At 58.2% G+C, this 22,057-nt stretch carries 18 protein-coding genes; 3 read left to right on the top strand and 15 right to left on the bottom strand.

Annotated elements, in window-relative coordinates:
* Positions 1-31 precede the first annotated feature (31 nt).
* The 4 genes from AC3ITA_RS13680 to AC3ITA_RS13665 all read right to left on the bottom strand — a co-directional run bounded on the left by AC3ITA_RS13680 (position 32) and on the right by AC3ITA_RS13665 (position 3,835).
* On the bottom strand, positions 32-1,117 hold the full coding sequence (locus AC3ITA_RS13680; RefSeq protein WP_414927601.1) for a polyamine ABC transporter substrate-binding protein: 1,086 nt from the start codon (positions 1,115-1,117) through the stop codon (positions 32-34).
* 75 nt (positions 1,118-1,192) lie between these two features.
* On the bottom strand, positions 1,193-1,534 hold the full coding sequence (locus AC3ITA_RS13675) for a cupin domain-containing protein (protein WP_095942179.1): 342 nt from the start codon (positions 1,532-1,534) through the stop codon (positions 1,193-1,195).
* Between the two features lie 28 nt (positions 1,535-1,562).
* Entirely contained in the window at positions 1,563-2,969 is a 1,407-nt protein-coding gene (locus AC3ITA_RS13670) for an NAD(P)/FAD-dependent oxidoreductase (protein ID WP_095942180.1), read from the bottom strand.
* Positions 2,970-3,019: 50 nt separating this feature from the next.
* Positions 3,020-3,835 (bottom strand): helix-turn-helix transcriptional regulator, encoded by an 816-nt coding sequence (locus AC3ITA_RS13665; protein ID WP_150672488.1) that lies wholly within the window; start codon positions 3,833-3,835, stop codon positions 3,020-3,022.
* A gap of 266 nt (positions 3,836-4,101) precedes the next feature.
* Between AC3ITA_RS13665 and AC3ITA_RS13660 the strand changes: the two genes are divergently transcribed.
* Positions 4,102-4,374, top strand: a complete 273-nt coding sequence (locus AC3ITA_RS13660) for a DUF1652 domain-containing protein (protein ID WP_095942234.1) — start codon at positions 4,102-4,104, stop codon at positions 4,372-4,374.
* 167 nt (positions 4,375-4,541) lie between these two features.
* On the opposite strand, the gene AC3ITA_RS13655 is transcribed toward AC3ITA_RS13660, so the two are convergent.
* On the bottom strand, positions 4,542-7,016 hold the full coding sequence (locus AC3ITA_RS13655) for a UvrD-helicase domain-containing protein (RefSeq protein WP_489280624.1): 2,475 nt from the start codon (positions 7,014-7,016) through the stop codon (positions 4,542-4,544).
* Between the two features lie 279 nt (positions 7,017-7,295).
* On the opposite strand from AC3ITA_RS13655, the gene AC3ITA_RS13650 reads away from it, so the two are divergent.
* Positions 7,296-7,991, top strand: a complete 696-nt coding sequence (locus tag AC3ITA_RS13650; protein ID WP_489280622.1) for a pirin family protein — start codon at positions 7,296-7,298, stop codon at positions 7,989-7,991.
* A 201-nt stretch (positions 7,992-8,192) separates the two neighbouring features.
* Here AC3ITA_RS13650 and pgm read toward each other — a convergent pair whose 3' ends face one another.
* From pgm to AC3ITA_RS13630, 4 genes are all read right to left on the bottom strand, one after another.
* Positions 8,193-9,836: a phosphoglucomutase (alpha-D-glucose-1,6-bisphosphate-dependent) gene (gene pgm, locus AC3ITA_RS13645; RefSeq protein WP_414927596.1), complete on the bottom strand. Its 1,644-nt coding sequence runs from the start codon at positions 9,834-9,836 to the stop codon at positions 8,193-8,195.
* Positions 9,837-9,949: 113 nt separating this feature from the next.
* Positions 9,950-11,350, bottom strand: coding sequence for an aminotransferase-like domain-containing protein (locus AC3ITA_RS13640; RefSeq protein ID WP_489280620.1), 1,401 nt, complete (start codon positions 11,348-11,350; stop codon positions 9,950-9,952).
* Positions 11,351-11,390: 40 nt separating this feature from the next.
* The gene (locus AC3ITA_RS13635; RefSeq protein WP_489280618.1) at positions 11,391-12,881 is read right to left on the bottom strand and encodes a hypothetical protein; all 1,491 of its coding nucleotides are present in this window, start codon (positions 12,879-12,881) and stop codon (positions 11,391-11,393) included.
* Positions 12,882-13,446: 565 nt separating this feature from the next.
* Positions 13,447-14,469, bottom strand: a complete 1,023-nt coding sequence (locus AC3ITA_RS13630) for a zinc-dependent alcohol dehydrogenase family protein (RefSeq protein WP_095942188.1) — start codon at positions 14,467-14,469, stop codon at positions 13,447-13,449.
* A gap of 270 nt (positions 14,470-14,739) precedes the next feature.
* Between AC3ITA_RS13630 and AC3ITA_RS13625 the strand changes: the two genes are divergently transcribed.
* Positions 14,740-15,654 carry a LysR family transcriptional regulator gene (locus tag AC3ITA_RS13625; protein ID WP_414914456.1) on the top strand — a complete coding sequence of 305 codons (915 nt, stop codon included), beginning with the start codon at positions 14,740-14,742 and terminating at the stop codon, positions 15,652-15,654.
* Positions 15,655-15,851: 197 nt separating this feature from the next.
* Here the strand turns inward: AC3ITA_RS13625 and AC3ITA_RS13620 are convergent, their stop codons facing one another.
* The 6 genes from AC3ITA_RS13620 to AC3ITA_RS13595 all read right to left on the bottom strand — a co-directional run bounded on the left by AC3ITA_RS13620 (position 15,852) and on the right by AC3ITA_RS13595 (position 21,967).
* Positions 15,852-16,922, bottom strand: coding sequence for an SAVED domain-containing protein (locus AC3ITA_RS13620; protein WP_489280616.1), 1,071 nt, complete (start codon positions 16,920-16,922; stop codon positions 15,852-15,854).
* On the bottom strand, positions 16,919-17,383 hold the full coding sequence (locus AC3ITA_RS13615) for a Mov34/MPN/PAD-1 family protein (RefSeq protein WP_489280615.1): 465 nt from the start codon (positions 17,381-17,383) through the stop codon (positions 16,919-16,921). Before AC3ITA_RS13615 ends, AC3ITA_RS13620 begins: the two co-directional genes overlap by 4 nt.
* Positions 17,373-19,091, bottom strand: a complete 1,719-nt coding sequence (locus tag AC3ITA_RS13610) for a ThiF family adenylyltransferase (RefSeq protein WP_301621351.1) — start codon at positions 19,089-19,091, stop codon at positions 17,373-17,375. The genes AC3ITA_RS13615 and AC3ITA_RS13610 overlap by 11 nt, the downstream gene beginning before the upstream one ends.
* Entirely contained in the window at positions 19,088-20,290 is a 1,203-nt protein-coding gene (locus AC3ITA_RS13605) for a nucleotidyltransferase domain-containing protein (RefSeq protein WP_489280613.1), read from the bottom strand. The genes AC3ITA_RS13610 and AC3ITA_RS13605 overlap by 4 nt, the downstream gene beginning before the upstream one ends.
* A gap of 327 nt (positions 20,291-20,617) precedes the next feature.
* Positions 20,618-20,890 carry a hypothetical protein gene (locus tag AC3ITA_RS13600; RefSeq protein WP_489280612.1) on the bottom strand — a complete coding sequence of 91 codons (273 nt, stop codon included), beginning with the start codon at positions 20,888-20,890 and terminating at the stop codon, positions 20,618-20,620.
* A 237-nt stretch (positions 20,891-21,127) separates the two neighbouring features.
* A complete protein-coding gene (locus AC3ITA_RS13595; protein ID WP_489280611.1) occupies positions 21,128-21,967 on the bottom strand; it encodes a hypothetical protein in 840 nt (279 codons plus the stop codon).
* Positions 21,968-22,057: the final 90 nt, after the last annotated feature.

Raw genomic sequence — 22,057 nt, 5'->3', positions numbered from 1 at the left:
GGACGTCCTGTCCCGATGGCCGCTCCCCGCTTTAGCTGCCGGTGCGAATCTTGTTCCAGACCCGGGTACGCACTCGGTCGATGTTCAGCGGCATGGCTTCCAGGGCAAACAGCTTGCCCATCATTTCCGGGCTTGGGTAAACCTTGGTGTCGTTTTTGATCGCCGGGTCGATCAGACTGTCGGCCGTCTCGTTGCCATTGGCGTAATGCACGTAGTTGCTGACGCTGGCCATGACGTCCGGGCGCAGCAGGTAGTTCATGAAGGCGTAACCAGCCTTTTCGTCCGGAGCGTCGGCCGGCATCGCGACCATATCGAACCAGATCGCGGCGCCTTCCTTGGGAATCGAGTAGCCGATGTCGATGCCGTTGTTGGCTTCCCTGGCGCGGTTTTCCGCTTGCAGGATGTCGCCGGAGAAACCGACTGCGACGCAGATATCGCCGTTGGCCAGGTCGCTGGTGTACTTGGACGAGTGGAAATAGCTGACATACGGCCGCACTTTCATCAGCAGGGCTTCGGCCTTCTTGTAGTCTTCCGGGTTCTTGCTGTGAGGCGGCAACCCGAGGTAGTTCAACGCCGCCGGTAGCAGCTCGGGGCCATTGTCGAGGATGGCCACGCCGCACTTCTGCAGTTTCTGCATGTTCTCGGGCTTGAAGATCAGGTCCCAGGAGTCCACCGGGGCGTTGTCCCCCAGCACGGCCTTGACCTTGGCAATGTTGTAGCCGATGCCGGTGCTGCCCCACAGGTACGGGAAGCCGTGTTCGTTGCCCGGGTCGTTCGTCTGCAATGCCTTGAGCAATACAGGGTTGAGGTTTTTCCAGTTCGACAACTGACTCTTGTCGAGCTTCTTCAAAGCGCCGCCTTCAATCTGTCGGGCCATGAAGTGGTTGGACGGGAACACCACGTCGTAGCCGGATTTGCCGGTCATCAACTTGCCATCGAGGGTCTCATTGCTGTCATAGACGTCGTAGGTGAAGCCGATGCCGGTTTCTTTCTGGAAATTTTTCGTGGTGTCTGGCGCGATGTAATCCGACCAGTTGTAGATCTTGACGGTTTCGGCGGCCTGGCTGATCGATGCCACGAGCAACAGCGGGGCCAGGGTCAGTGTCTTTCGGATCATGAGTCGATTCCTGTAGGTTTTTTTTGTTGGCAGGCAATCAAAGGATCAGCTTTCAAATTTCAAAGAATTGAATATTCAGAAAATCAGAACGTAGGTCTTGCGCACGGTTTCCTGGATGTCCCAGATGCCGAGGCTGTTGGCCGGCAACATCAGTGCGTCGCCGGCGTCTATGTGCAGGGGCTCGCCACCGTCCGGGGTGAAGGTGCAGCGGCCCTGGATGAAGTGACAGAATTCCTGGGCGACGATCTGCCGCCGCCAGCGTCCCGGGGTGCATTCCCAGACGCCGGTCTCGACACCGTCATCGCGTTCGACGCTGGTGGTCGAAGCCACGGCCACCGGGGTACCCAGGGGCACGGCGACCGGATTGGATTCGTCCAGTTTCAGGGTTGCGGTGTTCTTGAAGTGCGTGATGCTCATGGGAATACCTGTCGATGTAGAAGCGCGTTTAGTGCATGAAACCTTCCATGAAACCAGCCACCCCGCTGGCCAGCTTGCGCCGCCAGGGCGCAGTGGCCGGGTTGGCCAGGGTCTGGTCCTCATGGACAAAGCTGCGGATGATCGCGTTGTAGCCGAGCCAGCGGATCGGCTCCGGCTCCCAGGCCCGAAGTGCATCGAGGCCGCGCTGGGGGATGACCCACGGTTGGCGCACCAGATCGGTGTCGCGCCCCAGGATCAGGTCGGCCAGCGTGCGACCTCCCAGGTTGCTAACGCCGACGCCCTCCCCGCCATAGCCGCCAGACAGGGCAATGCCGTTGGCCCGATCGCAAAGCATGTGCGGCTGGAAATGCCGGGACATACCCAGGTTGCCGCCCCAGGAATGGGTGATCTGCACGTTCTTCAACTGCGGGAACAATTCGCCGAACAAGTAGCGCCGCAGCTGTATTTCGTCAGAGGTCAGGTTGAAGTCGTGCCGCAGCTTTCCGGCGAACTGATAGCCGCCTCGGGCGCCAAAGATCAATCGGTTGTCGGCGGTGCGCTGACCGTAGGTGACCTGGCGACTGGCCTCGCTGAACGCCTGGCCACGACTCAGGCCGATCTCGTCCCAGGTGGCCGCCGACAAGGGCTCGGTCGCGACGATGAGGCTTTGCACCGGCATCTGGTAACACCCCAATGGCGGCAGCGTCACGGAGTAGCCTTCTACCGCCGGCACCACCCAGCGACAGCGCACCGAAGCTTTGGCCGTGCGCAGACTGCCGGACTGCCAATGGGTGACCGCGCTGTTTTCGTAGATTCTGACGCCCAGGCGCTCCACCGCCCGGGCCAGCCCCCGTACCAGCCTGGCCGGGTGAATGGTCGCTACGTGCGGCGCGTAGATGCCGCCGTAAGGTTTGGCGACACGAATCTGTTGCGCCAGTTGTTCCGGGTTCAGCCAGCGATAGTGGCTGTCGTTGAGCCCCTGGCGATGAAGATCGTCCAGATAGTGACGCAGGCTGGCCTCCTGTTCCGGATAGCGTGCTGCGCAATACAGCACGCCGCCTTTACGGTAATCACAGTCGATCCCCTCGCGTTCGAGGACGATCTCCACTTCATCCGGAATGCTGTGCAACAGATCATAAGAGGTGCGGCGATCTTCGGCCGGCAGATTGGCCAGCAGGCGATCTTCACCCAGCAAATTGCCCATCAGCCAGCCACCATTGCGCCCCGACGCGCCGAAACCAGCGGTTTGCGCTTCGACGATGGCGATGCTCAAATCAGGTTTGTGCTGTTTGAGGTAGTACGCGGTCCAGAGCCCGGTGTAGCCCGCGCCGATGATCGCCACGTCGACATCCAGGTCCCGCTCCAGCGCCGGACGCGCCAATAGCGGCTCGTCGAGCTGGTCCATCCACAAACTGATAGTGCGCCACGCCGGCATGCAAGACTCCGCCACTCAAACTTCGATGGCGTCGATCCTAGTGCGTGGGCTCAGGCGCTGTCTTGCGCGCGTGCACGCAAAGAAATTTGTTTGACGTAGGCCTTGGGGGACTGGCCGGTGTGCTGGCGGAAACAGCTGTAGAACGCCGACAGCGAATTGAATCCGGCGGCGAAGGCCAGTTCGTCGATACGCACGGGTGGTGTCGCGGCATCCAGCGCTGCAAGCAAATGTTGCAGGCGCGCCTGGTTGACGTAGCGGTAGAAGCTCTGGCCCAGCACCTGGTTCAACAGGTAGGAAATCTGGTTGCGGCTGTAGCCACACTCTTTCGCCACCCGTTGCAGATCGAGCTCCGGGTCCAGATAAGGCTGTTGACCCTGGAAATACTGCTGCAGGTCATCGGCCATGAAGCTCAACTGGCGCGGCGACAGGCCGAGTCGGCTGACCGCCGGGCGCTGGTTGCCGGACGTTTTGCTGCCGGGTTGCTCGTGCACCAATGACGCATATTCATTGACCCGCCAGATCAGCCCGTCCTTGACGGTGATCGCTTCGCTGGCGCGGAACGACACCAGTCCTTCACCGCCGCGCAGGGTGATGCGGTACTGAATGAACGCCGTGTTGCCGTCCAGTCGAATGCGGTCGGAATGCTCCAGCGCCTCATCCGGATCCCGGGGCATGCTGTTGCGTACGTACTCGCGCAATTCGGCCAGGCCCATGATTTTGTTCTGGAAGAAATCGTTGTACTGGACTTCAGGGTGATAGAGCGCCATGACGCCGTCCAGATCCCGGTGCTTCCAGCGCAAGTGATAGCGCATGACCGTCTCGCCCGTGGCCTGGGTTTGCAGCGGGCCATCATCATCGGCGTGCATTGAACATCTCGACGGCAAAAGACCGAGCTTGCCCAACTTGCGCGTTGTCTTCAACGACTAAACCGAGGGTGACGGGTGCCGGCAAATGGTCGATAAGCGTGAGCTGGATCAAAAAAAACGTTGGCAATCGCCAAACAACCTGAAAACTCCACATTATTTTCACATCCGGGTGCTACTTTTAAAAACTGTCACTGGTTGAACCAATGAAGGTTCTTCCCTCCTACCATGAGCTAACGGACGCGCTCGATAATGAAGGCGGGCAACACATGAATAAAGGGTTCAGTAAGGTCACGTTTCCAAACGCCTGCCAGCTGATGCGCTGGCATTTTCATCCCATGGGTTTCGAGGCGAGCATGGACGCGCCGGGCAGCATGATTGCCCGTCTTTTTGATCGTGCCACTGGCGAGACCATGATCGCCATTGCCGGCATTCCCTGCGCCACCGTCATGAATGCCGCGGATGTAGAACTGATAATTGAAGCGGTGGAGGATGAACTTGAAGCCTTCGTACCACCTCAAGCCCTCCGGAGTTATGCCTGAAGGCTCAGATGTTAAAAAAGCCCACTTCAAGTGGGCTTTTTGTTGAGCGCTGTTCCCTGTACCTGTAGGAGCGAGCTTGCTCGCGATGAATTTGAGGGCGCCGCGTTCAATCAGACCACCCGCGTTATCGTTAACGACCATCGCGAGCGAGTTCGCTCCTACAGAAGTCAGGCAGTGGTTTGGCTTTTACGATGATCGACAAAGAACGCCTTGCCCTTGCCGATCCGGTCAGAGGCCTTGGGCATGTTCGCGGCCTGGGTGTCCTGTGCATCGACGTACCAGTAGCAATGGCTGACAGCGCGGGTAATACCCACGTAGGCCAGCCGCAGGATCTCGTCCTTCTGGGCGTTGTCGTAGGGTTCGCTGTCACCGGCCTTGCCCAGGCCCGCCATCCGGTAAACCTGATTCTTGTAAGGCGAGCTGGTCAGATGCTGGCAGTCGCCCAACAAAAACACCGCATCGGCCTGGAGGCCCTTGGCGCTGTGATAGGTCAGTTGCTTGAGCCTGCGAGCCTCATGCGGCAAGCTAGAATCAACATTAAGTACAGACTGAATATGCTCTTCTATCAATAACTTATCGCTACTTTTTCGATAAAGCATCAAGATCGAATCGCCCTTTCGGTAATGCTCCATCAGGCGCTGGGCCATGCCCTGGTCATCACGATCGAGGACGTTCACTGGCAGCAATGCCTTGGGTTCACCGCTGGCCTTGGCTTTCTTCCCGGCAATCGCCGGTGCTGCGCGCACGATGTGCTCGGCGGCATCGATGATGTGCTGGTGGCTGCGGTAGTTGTCGCTGAGCATGACCTTGGTGGTGCTCGGGGACGGGAACTCCTTGTTGAACTCCATGAAGTAGCTCGGCGAACTGCCGCGCCAACCATAGATGGACTGCCAGTCATCGCCCACACAGAGCAGCGAGGAACGCTGGGCGCCGCGCCCGACATGCATGGCCGGCCCGCGACTGCGGATCTCTGCCAGGCTGGCCCTGATCCAGGAGACGATCTGCGGCGAGACATCCTGGAATTCGTCGATCATCAGGTGTGACAGCGGCCGCAGCAGCTCATCGCCGAGTAGCTTGAGGTTCTGCGGCGAATGCTCGCTGAACAGAGCGAACATCCGGTTGTAGGTCATGATCGGCGGTTTCTGATCCAGCAAGTGATCTTCCAGCGCCCGCCAGTAAAGGCTCAAGGCCTCGAAGAAGAACCGGTCGGGATCGTCCTTGGCGAAACTCATCTGGCCGACGGCGCTCGGCACATCCAGCCCGAGGTTTTCGATGAACCCGGCGGCGGCGACAAAGCAATCGAGCAGCGGCGCAGAAGCAAGCTCGCCCTTGACCTTGTAATCGAAGCCCGGCCCGGCACTGGCATCGCCAGCCAGTGAGGCCAGGACACGCCTGGATGACTCGTAACTATCCAGCCATATCAATGGTTTACGGCAGAATGCTTGAAACAGGGTGCGTTTGACTGCCCACTCTGCGCGTACCGACAGCTTGGCGTTGGGTCGCGTGACCTGCGGGTTTTCCCGAGGATCGAACCCCAGCACCACCCAGGCATCCAGGGACGGGATGTAGCCGTGACAATGGAAGGTCGAACCGTTGATATCGAACGACTGGCGATTGGGTTCGATGCCCTTGATCGGCCAGGCACCGGCGCGAAACCACAGGTCCTCGATGGCGTCGCACAGTTCTTCATCGCGTTTGGCCGCCAGTTCGGTAACGCCCATGCGTTTCTGTACATCCGGGTGATCGCGCTCCAGCTCCTTGAGTTGCAGGGCATGCCGGGACAATGGCTTGATCAGCTCGCGAAAACGCTCATTGTCACTGTGCAGACGGTGATAGCAGGCGTTGAGCTGTTGGCGTTGAGCGTCGTTGATACGCAGATCGAATGGATTGCTGTCGACCTCCTCATCACCCTGTGCGGCCCGCAGGCTTAGATTTTCGAAAGCCTGCAAACGCTCGAAACCCGGAAGACTGCGCACCATCGGCAGGATCCGCGAGTGGAAGGTGCGCACCAGATCCCGTGCCTCCTTGAAGCTGATCGCACGGCCCCAGAGCGCAAACAGTTCGATCAGCTTGTTGATGAAGTCCTTGCGCGACTCGCGGGTGAAGGTCACCACCGTCATCGAACTCAGTTCAAAGCCCAGGTAATGAGTCAACAGCAAAATACGCAGCACCAGCGTGGTCGATTTGCCGGCTCCAGCGCCCGCGATCACCGAGGTGGACGGCGTATCGCTGAAGATCATCTTCCACTGTGCGGCGCTGGGTTGGGCATGGGTGGGCAACAACCGGGCGACATCGGCCTTCATGCGTTTCTTCAACTCGGCGCTCAACGGCAGGCGCCAATCGTCGAACAGCAGGTCATCGACATTCGGCGGCCGGTGTTCGGTGCTGCGCGAGTCACGGATCAGCAAAACCTGTCGACCCTCCTCCAGCCCTTCGAGCTTGCCTTCCTTGTAGCCGTAATCGACCCCGGCGCTGTGACCGCTGCGAAAACCGTCGGCCTGGCCATGCAACCACGACGCACGATGCTGTGCGTGCAGGCGGGTCAGGCTGTAGCCGAAGAATCGGGCGAGCCATCGCTTGATCAGCGGCATCTCGGCCAGGGGGCGAAGTTCAGGCGGAAGATCGGGGGTGTGTTGCGGCACGCGGACTGACTCCAGGGTGTGAGGCTGTTGAGCGCTATGGTGTCTGCATTTGCCGTCGAGTTCTAGTCAATTGCTTATCGCTCATTGGCTTATACGATGAAGTGAAGGCTGAATGAGAGCCTTTCGAGGTAATTTAACATCAATTAATTCGATTGGAATGCGGCATTTTTTACGCTTTTTATCGATTGTTGCCTGTTGGATGATGGCCGTCATCACTCACCGGTCTCGCTTCGTGGCTCAGGCACCTGGCCCCATGACGAACCTTTTCTGGAGACGATCATGCTTGAACTCAGACCTTTCAACTCGCTCGGCGGCGCTCACCACGGCTGGCTGGATGCTCACCACCATTTTTCGTTCGCCGAATACTACGATCCCAAGCGTATGAACTGGGGCAACCTGCGGGTCTGGAACGACGACGTGATCGCTCCCGGCACCGGTTTCCCGCAACACCCGCACCGGGACATGGAAATCATCACCTATGTCCGTGAAGGCGCCATTACCCACCAGGACAACCTTGGCAACAAGGGCCGCACCGAAGCCGGTGACGTCCAGGTCATGAGCGCCGGCACCGGGATCGCCCACAGCGAGTACAACCTGGAAGCGACGCCGACGAGGATTTTCCAGATCTGGATCATCCCGAACGAGTCCGGCCTGGCCCCGTCCTGGGGCGCCAAGCCGTTCCCGAAAGGCGACCGCGAAGGTTTTGTCACCCTGGCCAGCGGCAAGGAAGGCGACGACCAGAGCCTGCGCATCCGCGCCGATGCCCGGCTGGTAGCGGCCAACCTGAAGGCCGGCGAGTCCGCCGAATACCATTTGGACACCGGGCGCCGTGCGTACCTGGTGCCGGCCACCGGGGTCATTGAAGTCAATGGCTTGCGTGCACAAGCTCGAGATGGTGTCGCGGTTGCCAATGAGCCCGTGTTGCGGGTGACGGCCATCGAGGACAGCGAGATTGTTCTGGTGGATCTGGCTTGACTCGCTGAGCAAATCGCAAAAAAAGGGGCGACCGTATTGGTCGCCCCTTTTTTAGTGCAAATGCCTTCGCTGGCAAGCCAGCGCCTACATGGGGAATGCGGTCCAATGTAGGAGCGAGCCTGCTCGCGAAAAACCCGAGAATACCGCGGGGTGTCAGGCTGCCAGCGTTATCGTTGACGACCATCGCGAGCAGGCTCGCTCTTACAAGGAAATCGCGCCATCCACCAGCGTTTGCGCCTCGGCCACCAGTTGCTTGAGGTGGTCGTCGCTGACGAAGCTTTCGGCGTAGATCTTGTAGATGTCTTCGGTGCCCGACGGACGCGCCGCGAACCAGCCGTTTTCGGTCATGACCTTGAGGCCGCCAATGGCCTGGTCATTGCCCGGTGCGTGGCTGAGGATGCTCTGGATCGGCTCGCCGGCCAGTTGGGTCGAGGTGACCTGTTGCGGCGACAGCTTGCTCAACAGCGCTTTCTGCTCCGGATTGGCCTTGGCGTCGACCCGCACCGAGAACGGCTCGCCCAGTTCGTCGGTCAAGGCACGGTAGGCCTGGCTCGGATCGCGGCCGGTGCGGGCCGTCATCTCGGCGGCCAGCAGCGCCGGAATCAAACCGTCCTTGTCGGTGCTCCAGACGCCGCCGTCCTTGCGCAGGAACGAGGCACCGGCGCTTTCTTCGCCGCCAAAACCCAGGGAGCCGTCGAACAGGCCGTCGGCAAACCATTTGAAACCGACCGGCACTTCGTACAGGCGACGACCCAGGCGCTTGGCCACGCGATCGATCAGGCCGCTGCTGACCACGGTTTTACCCACGGCGGCATCGGCGCGCCATTGCGGACGATTCTGGAACAGATAGTCAATGGCAACGGCCAGGTAGTTGTTCGGCGCCAACAAACCACCGGAGGGCGTGACGATGCCATGGCGGTCGTGGTCCGGATCGCAGGCAAACGCCACGTCGAAACGTTCTTTCAGGCCGATCAGGCCTTGCATGGCGTGGCCGGACGATGGGTCCATGCGGATCTGGCCGTCCCAGTCGACAGTCATGAAGCGGAAGGTCGGGTCGACCTCTTTGTTCACCACATCCAGGTCCAGGCGGTAATGCTCGGCAATCGCCGACCAGTAGCGCACCCCTGCTCCACCCAGTGGATCGACACCCAGGCGCAGCTTGGCATCGCGGATGGCGTCGAAGTCGATCACGTTGATCAGGTCGGCGACATAGGTGTTGAGGTAATCGTGACGATGGGTAGTGCCGGCCTTCAGTGCCTGCTCGTAGCTGATGCGCTTGACGCCGGCGAGCTTGTTGGCCAGCAGTTCGTTGGCCTTGGCTTCGATCCACTTGGTGATGTGGGTATCGGCCGGACCGCCGTTGGTTGGGTTGTACTTGTAGCCACCGCTTTGCGGCGGGTTGTGGGACGGCGTGATGACAATGCCGTCCGCCAGGCCGGTGGTGCGACCACGGTTGTAGCAGAGAATTGCATGGGAAATGGCCGGTGTCGGCGTGTACTCGTCACCTTCGGCGATCATCACGGTCACGCCGTTGGCCGCCAGCACTTCGAGGGCGCTGGCGCCTGCCGGCGTTGACAGCGCGTGGGTGTCGATGCCGACAAACAGCGGGCCATCGATGCCTTGAGCTTCGCGGTACAGGCAGATCGCCTGGCTGATCGCCAGTACGTGCCATTCATTGAAACTCAAGTCGAACGAGCTGCCGCGGTGCCCGGACGTGCCGAAGGCAACGCGCTGGGTGGAAATAGAGGCATCAGGCTGGCCGGTGTAATAGGCCGTTACCAGTCGCGGGATGTCGACCAACAATTCTGCCGGTGCCGGTTTACCCGCAAAAGGACTGAGTGTCATGCAAAACCTCTGGAATAGAGTGGTTCAGGAATTGAGTCGCAGTTTACTGGCAGTTTGACCGCAACGCGATGGGATCGATCCAACACAGTGGAGGTTGTTATTTTTTGTCTTACTCACTCGATTGATTCCAGGCGCAGTGCATCGCCCAGCAGTCCCAGTGCGGCCGCCAGATTGTGTTCGCCACCGAAGGTATGGCTCAGGCGCAAGTGCTGTCCGTGCAGGCCGTGGAGGCTGAACAGCTCGCCCGGCGCGATCACCACCTGATGCGCCAGCAGACGCTGGAAGACGCGACGGACATTGACCCGACGCAACGAACGCGCCCAGACCGTTGCACCACCTTCTGGTTCGACGAAATGCAAGGCATCACCCAATCGCTCTTGCAACAGCAGGGTCATTTGACTCTTGCGCTCCTTGAGCAGCCGTCGCAGTACCAGCAGGTGTTGATCGATGCGCCCGCTGCTGTACAAGCGGGCGATGGCTTTCTGGCGAATCGGCGAGAGTCGGAAGGAACGCAGTAGAAAGTGCCGTTGCAGTTCAGCGCTCAAATGCCTCGAAAGCAGATAACCGTAGGGCGCTTCCGGACCGATGATTTTCTCGAATGTGGAAAACACCATCAGCCGCTCAGGGTCCAGCAAGTCTCGAAAGCGCACGCAACCGAGATCGAATCCGAGTTCGCCATAACAGTCGTTTTCCAGCACCCAACTGTCATGCGCGGCCAACAGCCGGGCAATGGCCTGCCTGTTTTCGTCAGGTGCCAGGCTGCCACGGGGCATGTTCAGGGCCGATGACAACAGCACCAGCCTTACCGGCTCGGTATCGAGCAGTAATGTCAGACGTTGCGGATCCAGGCCACCATCGGCTTGCACAGGCAATTCGATCACCCGTACGCAAGCGGCTTGAAACAAACGCAGGATCGTCCAGTCGCACGGTGATTCGACCACCACCGTGGCGTCTTTCAAGCCCAGCACGGCGATCAGGATTTCCAGTACGCCGCGCAGGTCGGCGCCGATGTAGACATCATCGGCGTGCCAGTAACGCATGGGCGACGTGGTGTAGCGTGCTGCCAGGGCGGCGCGCAACTCGAGTTCGCCGCAGGGTTGCGAAGGCGACTGCGGCTGGCGGGGATACTGGCGCAGCAACTCCCGTTCCAGCAGCAACAACGGGCTGTCGAGCGGCTGCAGCAGCGCCGGCTCATCGGTGCTCAAGACCAGCATTCCCGGGCGCCTGGCATTGACATAGACCGCCTCCAGCAAGTCGCTGCCGCTGTCTTGCAGGTTGATCGAGGACACCGGCAACGCGTAGTAGCCGGACTTGGCCACCGAATAGACGCGCCCTTCTTTCTCCAGCAGCGAATAAGCGTACTGAATGGTCGAGATCGACACATTGAGGCGCTCCGCCAGATGCCGCAGCGACGGCAGGCGGATGCGCGAATCCCCTTCAGACTCGTTGATCAGGCTGACCAGGTATCGATAAACCGCCTGATAGGCGAAATCCGTTTCTCGTGGACCTTTCATGGGCGAAGGCCATTTGCATTGACTGAAAATCCGCCCACGCTCAGTGACCCGCTGACCATTCATCCTCCCGCGTGATGCCGGCGTCAGAATCGCCCGCCGTCATTTGCGACTCGCCCTTTTGAATGTGCGCTTCAGCCGTCCCGTCAGCATCAACGGGCGTCCACTCCATGCGGTAAAGCTGGCCAATCAGGCTGACGGGCAATCCGCTGACATCCGTCATCCATTGCATGATCTGCTCGGCCACCGGATGCCCCTGCATGGCCTTGTGCAGCTCGGGCATGGCCACCAGCATGCCCGGATGGCATTGACGCAGAAAACGCTCGAGCCCCGCGCCTTTTTCGATAAAGGGTGCGAACAGCAGGCACACCAATTGTGCTTCGCTCAGCCCCAGGTTCTTTTGTGCCTCGACCGCCGCTCGGGCGCGCAGCTCGACCAGTGTCGCCGGATTGCCGAAGACCTCGATGGCCTGCTCGCACATTCGCTCGGGCAAGTGCTTGCGACGCATCATCACCAGGGCACGTTGCAGGTATTGCGCAACACCGGATTCGTAATTGCGATTCTGCACGAAACACGCATGCAACCCCCGGATGTGCGCCGAGATCGACGGGCTGACGAATTCGTTATCGCTGATCTGCGCGGACAGCTCGTCTGGCTGGAATCCGAGAAATTCAGTCAGCAATGGCCAGCGGTCTTCCAGATTGCTGACCAGCAGGTCGTGAATGTCGATGCAGGCCGCGCGACGACAGGTTTCGAAGCGCTCTTGCGGGCGCCACCGGGCCTGACCGTAATCGGCGTAGAACCTGTGATAACAGTCGCTGCCCAGTTCATCGAGCAATGCAAACAACCCCGCACAACCGGCTTCACCCGTGTGGGAAGGCTGGAGCCCTGCTTTGGCGGCGGCACGTTTCAAACCCTCGATGAACTGCTTCTGCCGGCGCGGCGTGTCACTGATGAGCAAAGCATCGACACCACCGTCCCAGCGGGCGATTTGCCCGTAGAACTCTCCCGTGGCCAGATAACCGTCATCCCACAGGAAGAACCCGTCGCACCATTTCCGCCGATGGCCGATCATCAACAGGTTCAGGCGGCTGGACTCGCGACCGGCGTCGGAAATCGGCGTCAGGTGGTTGAACGGCAAGACTTCCCGATCATCGACCATCAACACCTCGACCCGGGGATCGTCATAGAAAAACAACGCGCTGTTGGTCCGGTGCATGTTTTCCACGGCCGCGCAGTTTGTTCCGCTCAACCGTAACGAGGCGATGCGCAACTGAAATGTCGCTGGCGCGCGAGTAGCGATGGTCAACTGCGCAGCACGCAACAGTGCCAACGTGTAGCAGTTGTCACGCCCCCCGGACTGGATCGCCAACACCTTGTAATCGCCAATGTGCTCCATGCCCCCGGCGGCCACTGCCAGGCGCTGAATCAACAATTGCAATGCAGTGCGTTCGGCACGGGAGAAAAAACCCAGCAATCGCTGCAGCACTTGTTGATAGACATAGTTCATCGCTTGGTCATGGATGCTGGTCATCTTTATTTACCTGATACTCGTAAGTTCAATATCGTGCAGGCAGCCAATCCCGTTGGACTGTCTGCACGAATGGAGTCATCGACTTTATTGCCAAATGCTAACACTTGAATTTTCTTGAAATCATTTGAAATGATCGCAACACCCCCTCTTCCTAACGACAAAGCCAAGGCTGAAGCGCCCGGCCGGCAAGGGTTTGCTCGTTTTAAATGGAAGTCTTAGGAAATATCCGACACGGTCCCACAGACACTTAACACAAGAAATAAGGAAGGAGGTTGTCGCTGTTTTTTTGGCAACTAAACAACAACCAACTAATTTGGAGATTTGCACCGATGGCGCACAGTGAAAAGTTTCAGCCTGACACCCAGCCATGACTCATTCCTTGAGATGAAAGTAATCATTCAATTATCAGGGCTTAGTGGCTGATTAGAAGCTACAGATTGCGGGCAAAAACCAGTTCAGTTGCCGGACCGGCCTGCGGATCGATGGGTTTCGGGGGGCGCAAACGAAAGAGTCCGTGTGGGCACGGACTCTTGAGAGGGTAGTTGAGAGAACTGTTGGGTAAGTATCAGGCCGGCTCGACCTGCAGCGCGACCCGTTCGCGGCACGGGCATTCGTCCATGTAGCGGTGCGCTTCGACAAACTCGGCAAACGGGAAGACCCGGGTCTTGAGCGGCAGCACAACACGGTCGGCGGTCAGCTGATTGATGTCGCGCAAGGCACGTTGCAGTGCGGCCTCGTCCTGGGTGATGCCCAGTTCCGGCTTGCCCGTGAAGTTGCCGATGCAGTGTACGAAGAATTGAATGTTCTTCTGGAACGCTGCGCAGGCCGGGAAAGGCGTCTGGTTGCCACCTTGCAGGCCGTACAGCACCAGGCTGCCGCGAGGTGCCAGCACATCGCCCAGCAACGACATCTGCGGACCGCCCAAACCATCGAACACCACGTCCACGCCGCGGTTATCGGTGATTTTGTTGATCCGCATCAGCAGATCTTCTTCCTCGGTGACGATCACTTTCTCGGCACCCAGCGACAGCAGGTATTCACGTTCTTCCGCCGTCTTGGTCGCGGCGATCACTCGAACACCCAAGGCCTTGCCCAGTTGTACGAACGAAGGTCCGGCGCAATGACTGGCGTCGGTCACCAGGGCGAATTGCCCGGGTTTGACTCGTGCCAGATCGGCATAGGCGAAATAGGCGATCAACAACGGCGTGTAGTGCACGCTGGCTTCAATCGGGCTGAGCACATCCGGATAACGGGTGACCGCCGAGCGTGGCAGAACGATCAGCTCACCGTAGACCGGGTAGTCGTTCGGGCTTTGGGCCGGAAAGCTGGCGACCTTGTCACCGACTTCCAGGTCATCGACGCCATCACCGACAGCAGTGATGATACCGGCCATCTCCTGGCCAAGGCCTGAAGGCAGACGGGCATGGGACGAGGCCAGGTTCTGGCGCCAGAGAGTGTCATACCAACTGATGCCGATCGCCTCGACGCGCACCTGCACTTCGCCCGGTGCAGGCAGAGCCGTCGCATGCTCTTCGCATTTGAGCACCTCGGCTGGACCAAACTTGTGAAAACGGATCGTGCGGGACATCGCAAACCTCGCCAAATGAACCTCTAATGCCTTGAACTCTAGCTGGGCTTTCAACCCAACACTATCAGTGGCTATTAATAGTCGACATGCCTGTCATTGATTCCGCAGCGGTGGCAACATCGTCAAATGTCGTAAGAAACCGAAGCAGCCTATGTAGGAAAAACTGAATTACCCGGTGCAGAGTACCAGCCTTTCCCCGTAATATTCCTGCTGGCCATTGTTCTCATATGGCCGCCCACGTCAAGTTTGCTGACTCTGCCAGGACTCCAGATGAATCGTAATGACCTGCGTCGTGTCGACCTGAACCTGTTAATCGTTTTCGAAACATTGATGCACGAACGCAGCGTGACCCGCGCTGCGGAAAAACTGTTCCTCGGCCAGCCAGCCATCAGTGCGGCGCTCTCGCGCCTGCGCGGGTTGTTCGATGACCCTTTGTTTGTGCGTACCGGCCGCAGCATGGAGCCGTCCGCCAGGGCGGTCGAGATCTTCGCCCTGCTCTCGCCGGCACTGGATTCGATTTCCACCGCCGTCAGCCGTGCGGCCGAGTTCGATCCTGCCACAAGTACCGCCGTGTTCCGCATCGGCCTTTCGGACGACGTCGAGTTCGCCTTGCTGCCCATGCTGCTCAAGCGCCTGCGTGCCGAATCGCCGGGGATTGTGCTGGTGGTGCGTCGGGTCAACTACATCCTGATGCCGGGGTTGCTGGCATCCGGTGAGATATCCATCGGTGTCAGCTACACCACCGACCTGCCGGCCAACGCCAAGCGCAAAGTGCTGCGCCGCAGCCAGCCGAAGCTGTTGCGCGCCGACACCGTGCCGGGGCCGTTGAGCCTGGATGATTACTGCGCCCGCCCCCATGCCCTGGTGTCGTTCGCTGGCGACCTCAGCGGCTTTATTGACGAAGAACTGGAAAAACTCGGGCGCAAGCGGCATGTGGTGCTCGCCGTTCCGCAGTTCAACGGGTTGAGTACCCTGCTCGCGGGCACTGACATCGTGGCTACGGTGCCGGACTACACCGCCGAGGCACTGACCGCCGCGGGCGGTGTGCGGGCCGAAGATCCGCCGTTGCCGGTACGCAGCTTTGAGCTGCACATGGCCTGGCGTGGGTCCCAGGATAATGATCCAGGGGAGCGCTGGTTGCGGTCGCGGATTCAGATGTTTTTCGGCGACCCTGAGAGTCTTTAGGCGTCGTCTGGCAGGCTGTTCGGCTGATCATTTCTGCCTTTCCACAAACCATGGAGATCTATTCACTTCCAGTGGATTGCTACATTGGGGGCACATCTGAGGGCATGCTTTGGATGGTTTGAAAAGGATGCCCCCACTGCCCGCAATCCTGCCTAAGCATCAGTGTTTCGCTAAGCGCCAAGAGAACTTTAGCGACATCATCGGTGCGCGATTTCCGGCTGGAGCACCCCCGCTACAGGCATGCGCACTACCCAAGGGAATCGTTTGGGATCGGCCTGTTCGTACTGATTAACCTCCAGGCGAGGGAGATTCCGCTTGTCATACAACATGCCTAGCCGCAATGCCAGGCTTGCAGGGGCAGCCAGAAACAAAGTTATTTCTGTAACGCCTTTTCGAACCAAGGACATAACTGTATCGAGAAACTGCTGAGCGAGTTGTTGTTGTTTCAACTCGGACCAATGCGTGTCGGTACCACGCCCTTCCAGATCCATCCGGATAATGGGCGTTCCTGCTTCAGCGATCTGCACATCAACATCCAAAACATCGTACGAAGCGGACACACAGAGCGCCACGCGGGTCGCCCCTGCTTGCAAGGTATCCAAGCCTGCCACCACAAAGCGTTTACCGTCATCATCAACGGTCAACCCACGCCAGGCACGCAGTTGCCGATCCCAGTCCATGATGACCGTGTTTGACTCGTCGTCGACGATCACTCCGAGGAGAAAAAGCAATGGCACCGGTGCAAGCCCACCGAGCACAAACGATATATCGGATCGATCCAACCCATCGCAACGTCGTGCAATGTCATCAGGCAGGCTTGAAATTCGACGTACTGCAGCCTCTGGGCTCACGATCTGTCCGTCTACAATTCCTTGCCTCAAGTCGATGATCACCTGCTCACGGCGACCGAGTATTGATGAGGGAACTGCTGAAGCCAGAGGTTGACCTTGCCAATCTCTCAACCCTCTGGCCTCGATCACGATGACCTTTTTACGGCTCTCTCGGCGGATATCACGAACGACCAGCCATCCACCTAGCAATACAATCACACAAGCTATCGCGAACACACCCCAGCTCAACGCACCGGAGCTTCCAGAGGTATCCCAGCTAAAGTTAAACGGCCCCTGGGAAGTTGGAATCGTAATGCCGACTGTCAGTCCTACGAGCACCAGACCAAAGAGGGGCACGCCTACTCGAATCAGTGTGACGCCCGGCGAACGTCGCCTGAAGACCCAATCGATAAGCGATTTAATGAAGTAATTTATCAATGTCTATGCTCCAGAATGACAACCGGTGATGGGCTAAAATGGCGACGAAACAAGGTGCAAGAACATGAGATCTTCCGCCACCATTGCAGCCGAACGATCAGCAGTACCGCAAAATCGATACCGCGCTCACCGTTGACAAGATCGACCATAGACTCAACGTCCTGAGCACTAGGCGTCACCCGGAATCGAGGGTGCGAATGCCACTCACCCAAGTAGTTGAAGCGATCATATTGATGCCCGGTTTCGCAGAAGAACGCATTCAATGCCTCGACATGGGCTTCCGAACTCCGGACGAAATGGGCTTGCCCTCCCGTCTGGCTGTCAATCGTCAAGTCAACAACTCGGAAATGACCGGGCTCAATCTGCTCCCCCATCAACACACCGCCAATCTCTCGACTACCCGCCGCTCTGAGCGCCTTTCGCAACTGCTCCTTGACGCTATCCGCAAATTCAACTTGCATCGTTGGCCTTTGGTAGAAGGTCTGCGAAGAATTCCTTGAAGGCCTCAACGTCGCCATCTTGTACCTCCATGCTCCAACCATCGGTTGGGCCAAGATCGATCGGCCTAACATCGAATGGTGCCGTAAAGAGCCATCTTCCAGACAGGCCAATCAAATAAGCGGAGTATGGGAAGATCGTCGCTTCGGGACGAGCAAGCAGATCAGTGGCAAAGCGAGACAGGTGCGCAGCAATCACAGTGACGTCTGCATCGTCGGCTATCAGCGGCACTCCCGATTCGCCGCCCCCAGCATAAGGCTGGGCGGCCGGTTCATCAGGCCATTCGACGCCCTGAGTGGCGTACCACGCCTCAATGCGCCTACGGGTCTCCAAAGGTGTGGGATCTATATCTGGACGTAACCGAACAACTATTCCGCCAGCCCCACCACCAAACACCTGAGCCCAGCACAACGATTTCTTGGCTCTTCGTGCAATGGCCGAACAAAGGTTGAAGACCGCGGGATCGGCGGTTGCATCAATGATCAAATCACAATCTGCGATGTACTCCATCGTGGTAGCGGTTGACCCTCCGCTCTCTTGGCCACCGAGCACAGTAGTACGAGTGAGGACTTCGCAATCGGCATTTACTTCATTCACGCGAGCGGCCAGTGCTTGCGACTTGTGCATCCCCACCGCCCGCCAATCGAGTTCATTACGAACCAAATTACCCACAGCCAGAATGTCGCCATCCACCAGCACAAACTTGCCCACACCAACTCTGGCAAGCTGCACGGCCACCTTGGAACCTAGAGATCCGCAGCCAACAATCGCAACCTTGGCAGACCCGAGGTTGACGTATGCGGGATCAAGACGAGCGCCATCACGCTCAGCAAATACCAGGTCGTAGTTGATGAGCGTTTTTGCTCCAGCCTGGCCCAACATCATCAGCGCTTGAATACTCTGTCCGTCGAAGAGGATGACTTCAATCTCGCTCGGCTCTTGTACCAAGTCAGATGCCAACTCTCCAAGGCCAAACTGCTCTAGTAGTGCGACAAGCTCATCGACTGCTCGACACTTGACTGCAGCCCCCTCTGGCAAGCGGACTACCTTTGCTTTCAATGAGGTAGCACCATAGCCACGTCTGTTGGGCTCTTGCCAAATGGGCTCCTCTGTAGGGCCTATTCGTGCAAGCTGAGCGGCGTATACACCGGCGAGGTGATGCTCCTGCAGCTCAGCATCCACTGCATGTCCCTCTTCAACCGACAACAGGCCAGCCCATACAGCCCTGGAATAGAGGAAGCGGAATTTGGAGTTTCTTGCTCGCTGCGCAGGGAGGACTCTGTGATCTGACGGCGCGGGCTCACCAGTTTCCTGTTCGGATGAAAGCAGACGATGAGCACTTTCTATCATCATGGCGCCAGTGATCTCTGGCATCCAATTGTCGGAGCGGTACTCCAAGCACAGCTCACCCGATGGGCCGTACTGATGGCCGGACAGACGTTCCTTTTCGCGGGACACAACCGACGGCACTACATCCGGAAAGAACTCAGGAAAGTCCAGTGTCAGTGGAATAACCCTATCATTCACTACCAGCTCGAAGTCGACGGCGATCTGTAGCTCCCCGGTGAGCCTCCAGACCACCGCTTGTAGCCAGTCATGTTTGTCTGCCAGTTCCGATATCGCAGCACGCTCCGACTGTGCCCTGCGTGGTTGCTCCGCCCACCAGATCAAGCAAACCCCCTTGGCGAAGTAGGTTCCCGCCGAGTATTCGGAAAAGCTAGGGCACTGGCTGCTGAAGCGATTGCAGCGGCGGCTGAAGCAGGACTCAGCATGCTGCCAGGTAGAGGGCCGAGGCGTGTGGCAGCCCTCTCGACGGCAGCCCCCATGCGGGGTTGAACACTCTCGATCAGACGGCGACGCTCAACCTGGCCCGCTAGCTTCTCAAAATCTTGACGTGCCTGATGCAACCACTCAAAAAACGCGACCTCCCGTTCCGGATGTACAGGCCACTTGTCTGCAAAGTTTTCAAGGGGATCGGAAGGGTTGCGAATAATGCAGTGTGATCCATCATGCTCGATGAAGTCATGCATCCGCGAGAGGATTGCGTACAAGGCATCAGCGATCTTTTCCTCGCCATTGTAAGCATGGGCGGCAAGTGTCGTGATGATGATCGAGATCGGGCGTTCGTCGTACCGCCCTTCGAACATGCCGTCACGATGACGCTTCAAGATCATGATGGCGGACTGAAGAGGTGTTCTTACCTTGTAATCTGGAATATCTTCGACGCTGGCTCTGATCGACTCCGCCAATGCGCGCTTGCGGCGCTCGAACACTTCCCCCATCCTGCCCTTGAACCACTCGGCATAACCCTTCGGGTTGGAGCGCTGCCAGTCATCGGAAACCACATGGTAGACAGGCGACTCAAGATCCGTAATGACCATCGCCGTCTCGGACCATTTCAGGTCAAGATTTCGAGCTTCGAGCAACAACCGCTGCCGCTCAGCGTTTGGGACAGCCGGGACGATATCCATGTGAAACTGGGCACCATCTGCATAGTCAAGCACCCAGCAACGCCGTCCCTCTCGAACAGGCTTCACCATGTTCTGGGCTCTGCGGTATGCCTTTATCTCGTTCCCCACAAGCTCCTTCAGCTGCGCCTGGGTCAGATCTCTCGTTCCAAGGAACCGGAGCAAACACACCGAGTCGACGTCGTACTCTTCCTCATCATTTAAAGGACGAATTGCCGTCCCCAGCCGAAATGATCCTTGCACATAGACCTGAGGATCGTATGCGAGGACGGTGGACTCTGGACGGTGCAGCCAGTCCCCCAATGATGCATAGCTGCGGCGGGCCTGGTCGTAACGTGACTCGCTGATTGCAAGCTCATCCGCTAGCGCGGCCAGAAAATCTTCGGCAGTTTTTGTCGGCATGGACCTCTATTCCCTGAATGTTGCCTGTCTATAGCACTAATATGCCACCACCGTTGGGGGACGGTAGTGGCCACCGTTCGATTTGCGCCCCTCTTGGAACTGGGGCCAACCACCGCCCATTCAATCGGGGGGTAATGCAATCCGTATTGATTGCTGTGGGCCCGCGTCAAACTACCCAGGATCTCGCCATTCCCTTCCAGGAGTGGCGTCATCATGCATTCAACGGTTTTCAGGCCACAGGCAGCTCTATTCGACCTCGGGATCGCCTTGGTTACGAACACGGCTGCTTCACCGGGCGACCCTGACCCGAAAATTGAACGTGCCCAACTAGCCGCAGCAATCTGCCACTTCGACGTCCTGAAACGGCATGCCGACAACAGGGCCGCCCTCTCCCATCACATCGCCGCTCGCTACCACTTCTACTACCTGCGCCGGTTGCCCTCGCGCAGGCGCACCGGCGTCAGGTAGTCCTGCACGCCCCAACGCACCCAGCATCACGATCCGGCCCTCGTGCCCGGCGAATGCATCACCAAGACCACCGTCCAGCCCCGTGACAATGGACGCCAGGAAGCTGAGCTGGTTAGTGAGTTCAGACTTCATCTTCTGGCACGTATCGCTGTTTTGATACTTAGTGAGAAGCTCTCATTCCCCTAGGATGGCGACGAGTTCTCTCCAAGGAAATGACCATGCTACCTACCATTAATCAACTGCCAACATTAGGCTTTCTGCACAAAGCCGTAGTCGTCCACAGCGAACATCGAACGGCGCAATGTGAAGCCAGACTCCATTGTTGCAGCAATTATGTATCCCAGTCTTCACGCGATCACTGGAGCGAGTTCACATACGGATGCCCCGAGCAAGTCCTGGTAGGCACCACTGTGCCCACCCTTCATCCAACTGCGCTCGTTCCTCATCACTGGTACAGAACTCTTTCGCCAACTCAAACAAGGCTTTCATACGCTGCGAACGCTGCGTGGCAGTGAGATTTGCTCGAATTTGAACCGACTCTACTACCTGGAGAATTTTCTTCCACTGCACGTCCTCCATCCCTTCTGGAAGGATGGAAAAACAAGCTTGCTGGCTTTCATGAAGCCGTGGCGGCAACACACGCATTATCAATCGGTGTAGCACCTTATCTCCCGTAACCACTGCGGGAGTGCCGACAAACTTATACCTATGCTGGCGCAGTGTGGGTAATAACAACCAGAGGTTCAGGTCGCCTGCCCGATTGCGTAGGTACGGCAAAGTGATGTGATCACCCTCACCTTTTTGTCCGGGCTGGAAGGCCAGGAAAGAATCCAAATAGGAAAAGGCAGTCTTGCTATCTCCCGTGAGCTTGAGCGCTTGCTTACTCTTCAGGACAACGCCTAAGGCGCTCAACATCAAGCTGGAGGTGAATCGGGGAATATCGGCCTGACCAATACGATCAAGCTGACGCAACGCTTCGTCCAGAGGCATTTTCTTCGACAGCAATGCCTTCATGATCACAATATAGGGAAATATCAAACTGAACTGGCTTTTCAGCGCAGCTTCGTTCTTGCACAGTAACGACACGTGGTCGCGCTCAAAGTTTTCCCGGAAGACAAACCCTTGGTCGACCAAGGGCTTGATCATCGCGTTAATTCTGTTGACCGGATCTGCGCGAAACTCTGGATTGGACAGCCATTGCTCCTGCATGGCCGGCCAGGGGTTGAGGATCGAACGCTCAACAACATCCCTTGGCAACTCGGCCGCCCATTGTGTCTTGGTCAGGGCATTGGTATCTAG

It is taken from the genome of Pseudomonas sp. GL_090, from assembly GCF_057837765.1.
Note: the sequence above shows the minus strand (reverse complement) of the source record. Positions and strands in the feature narration are given on the sequence as shown.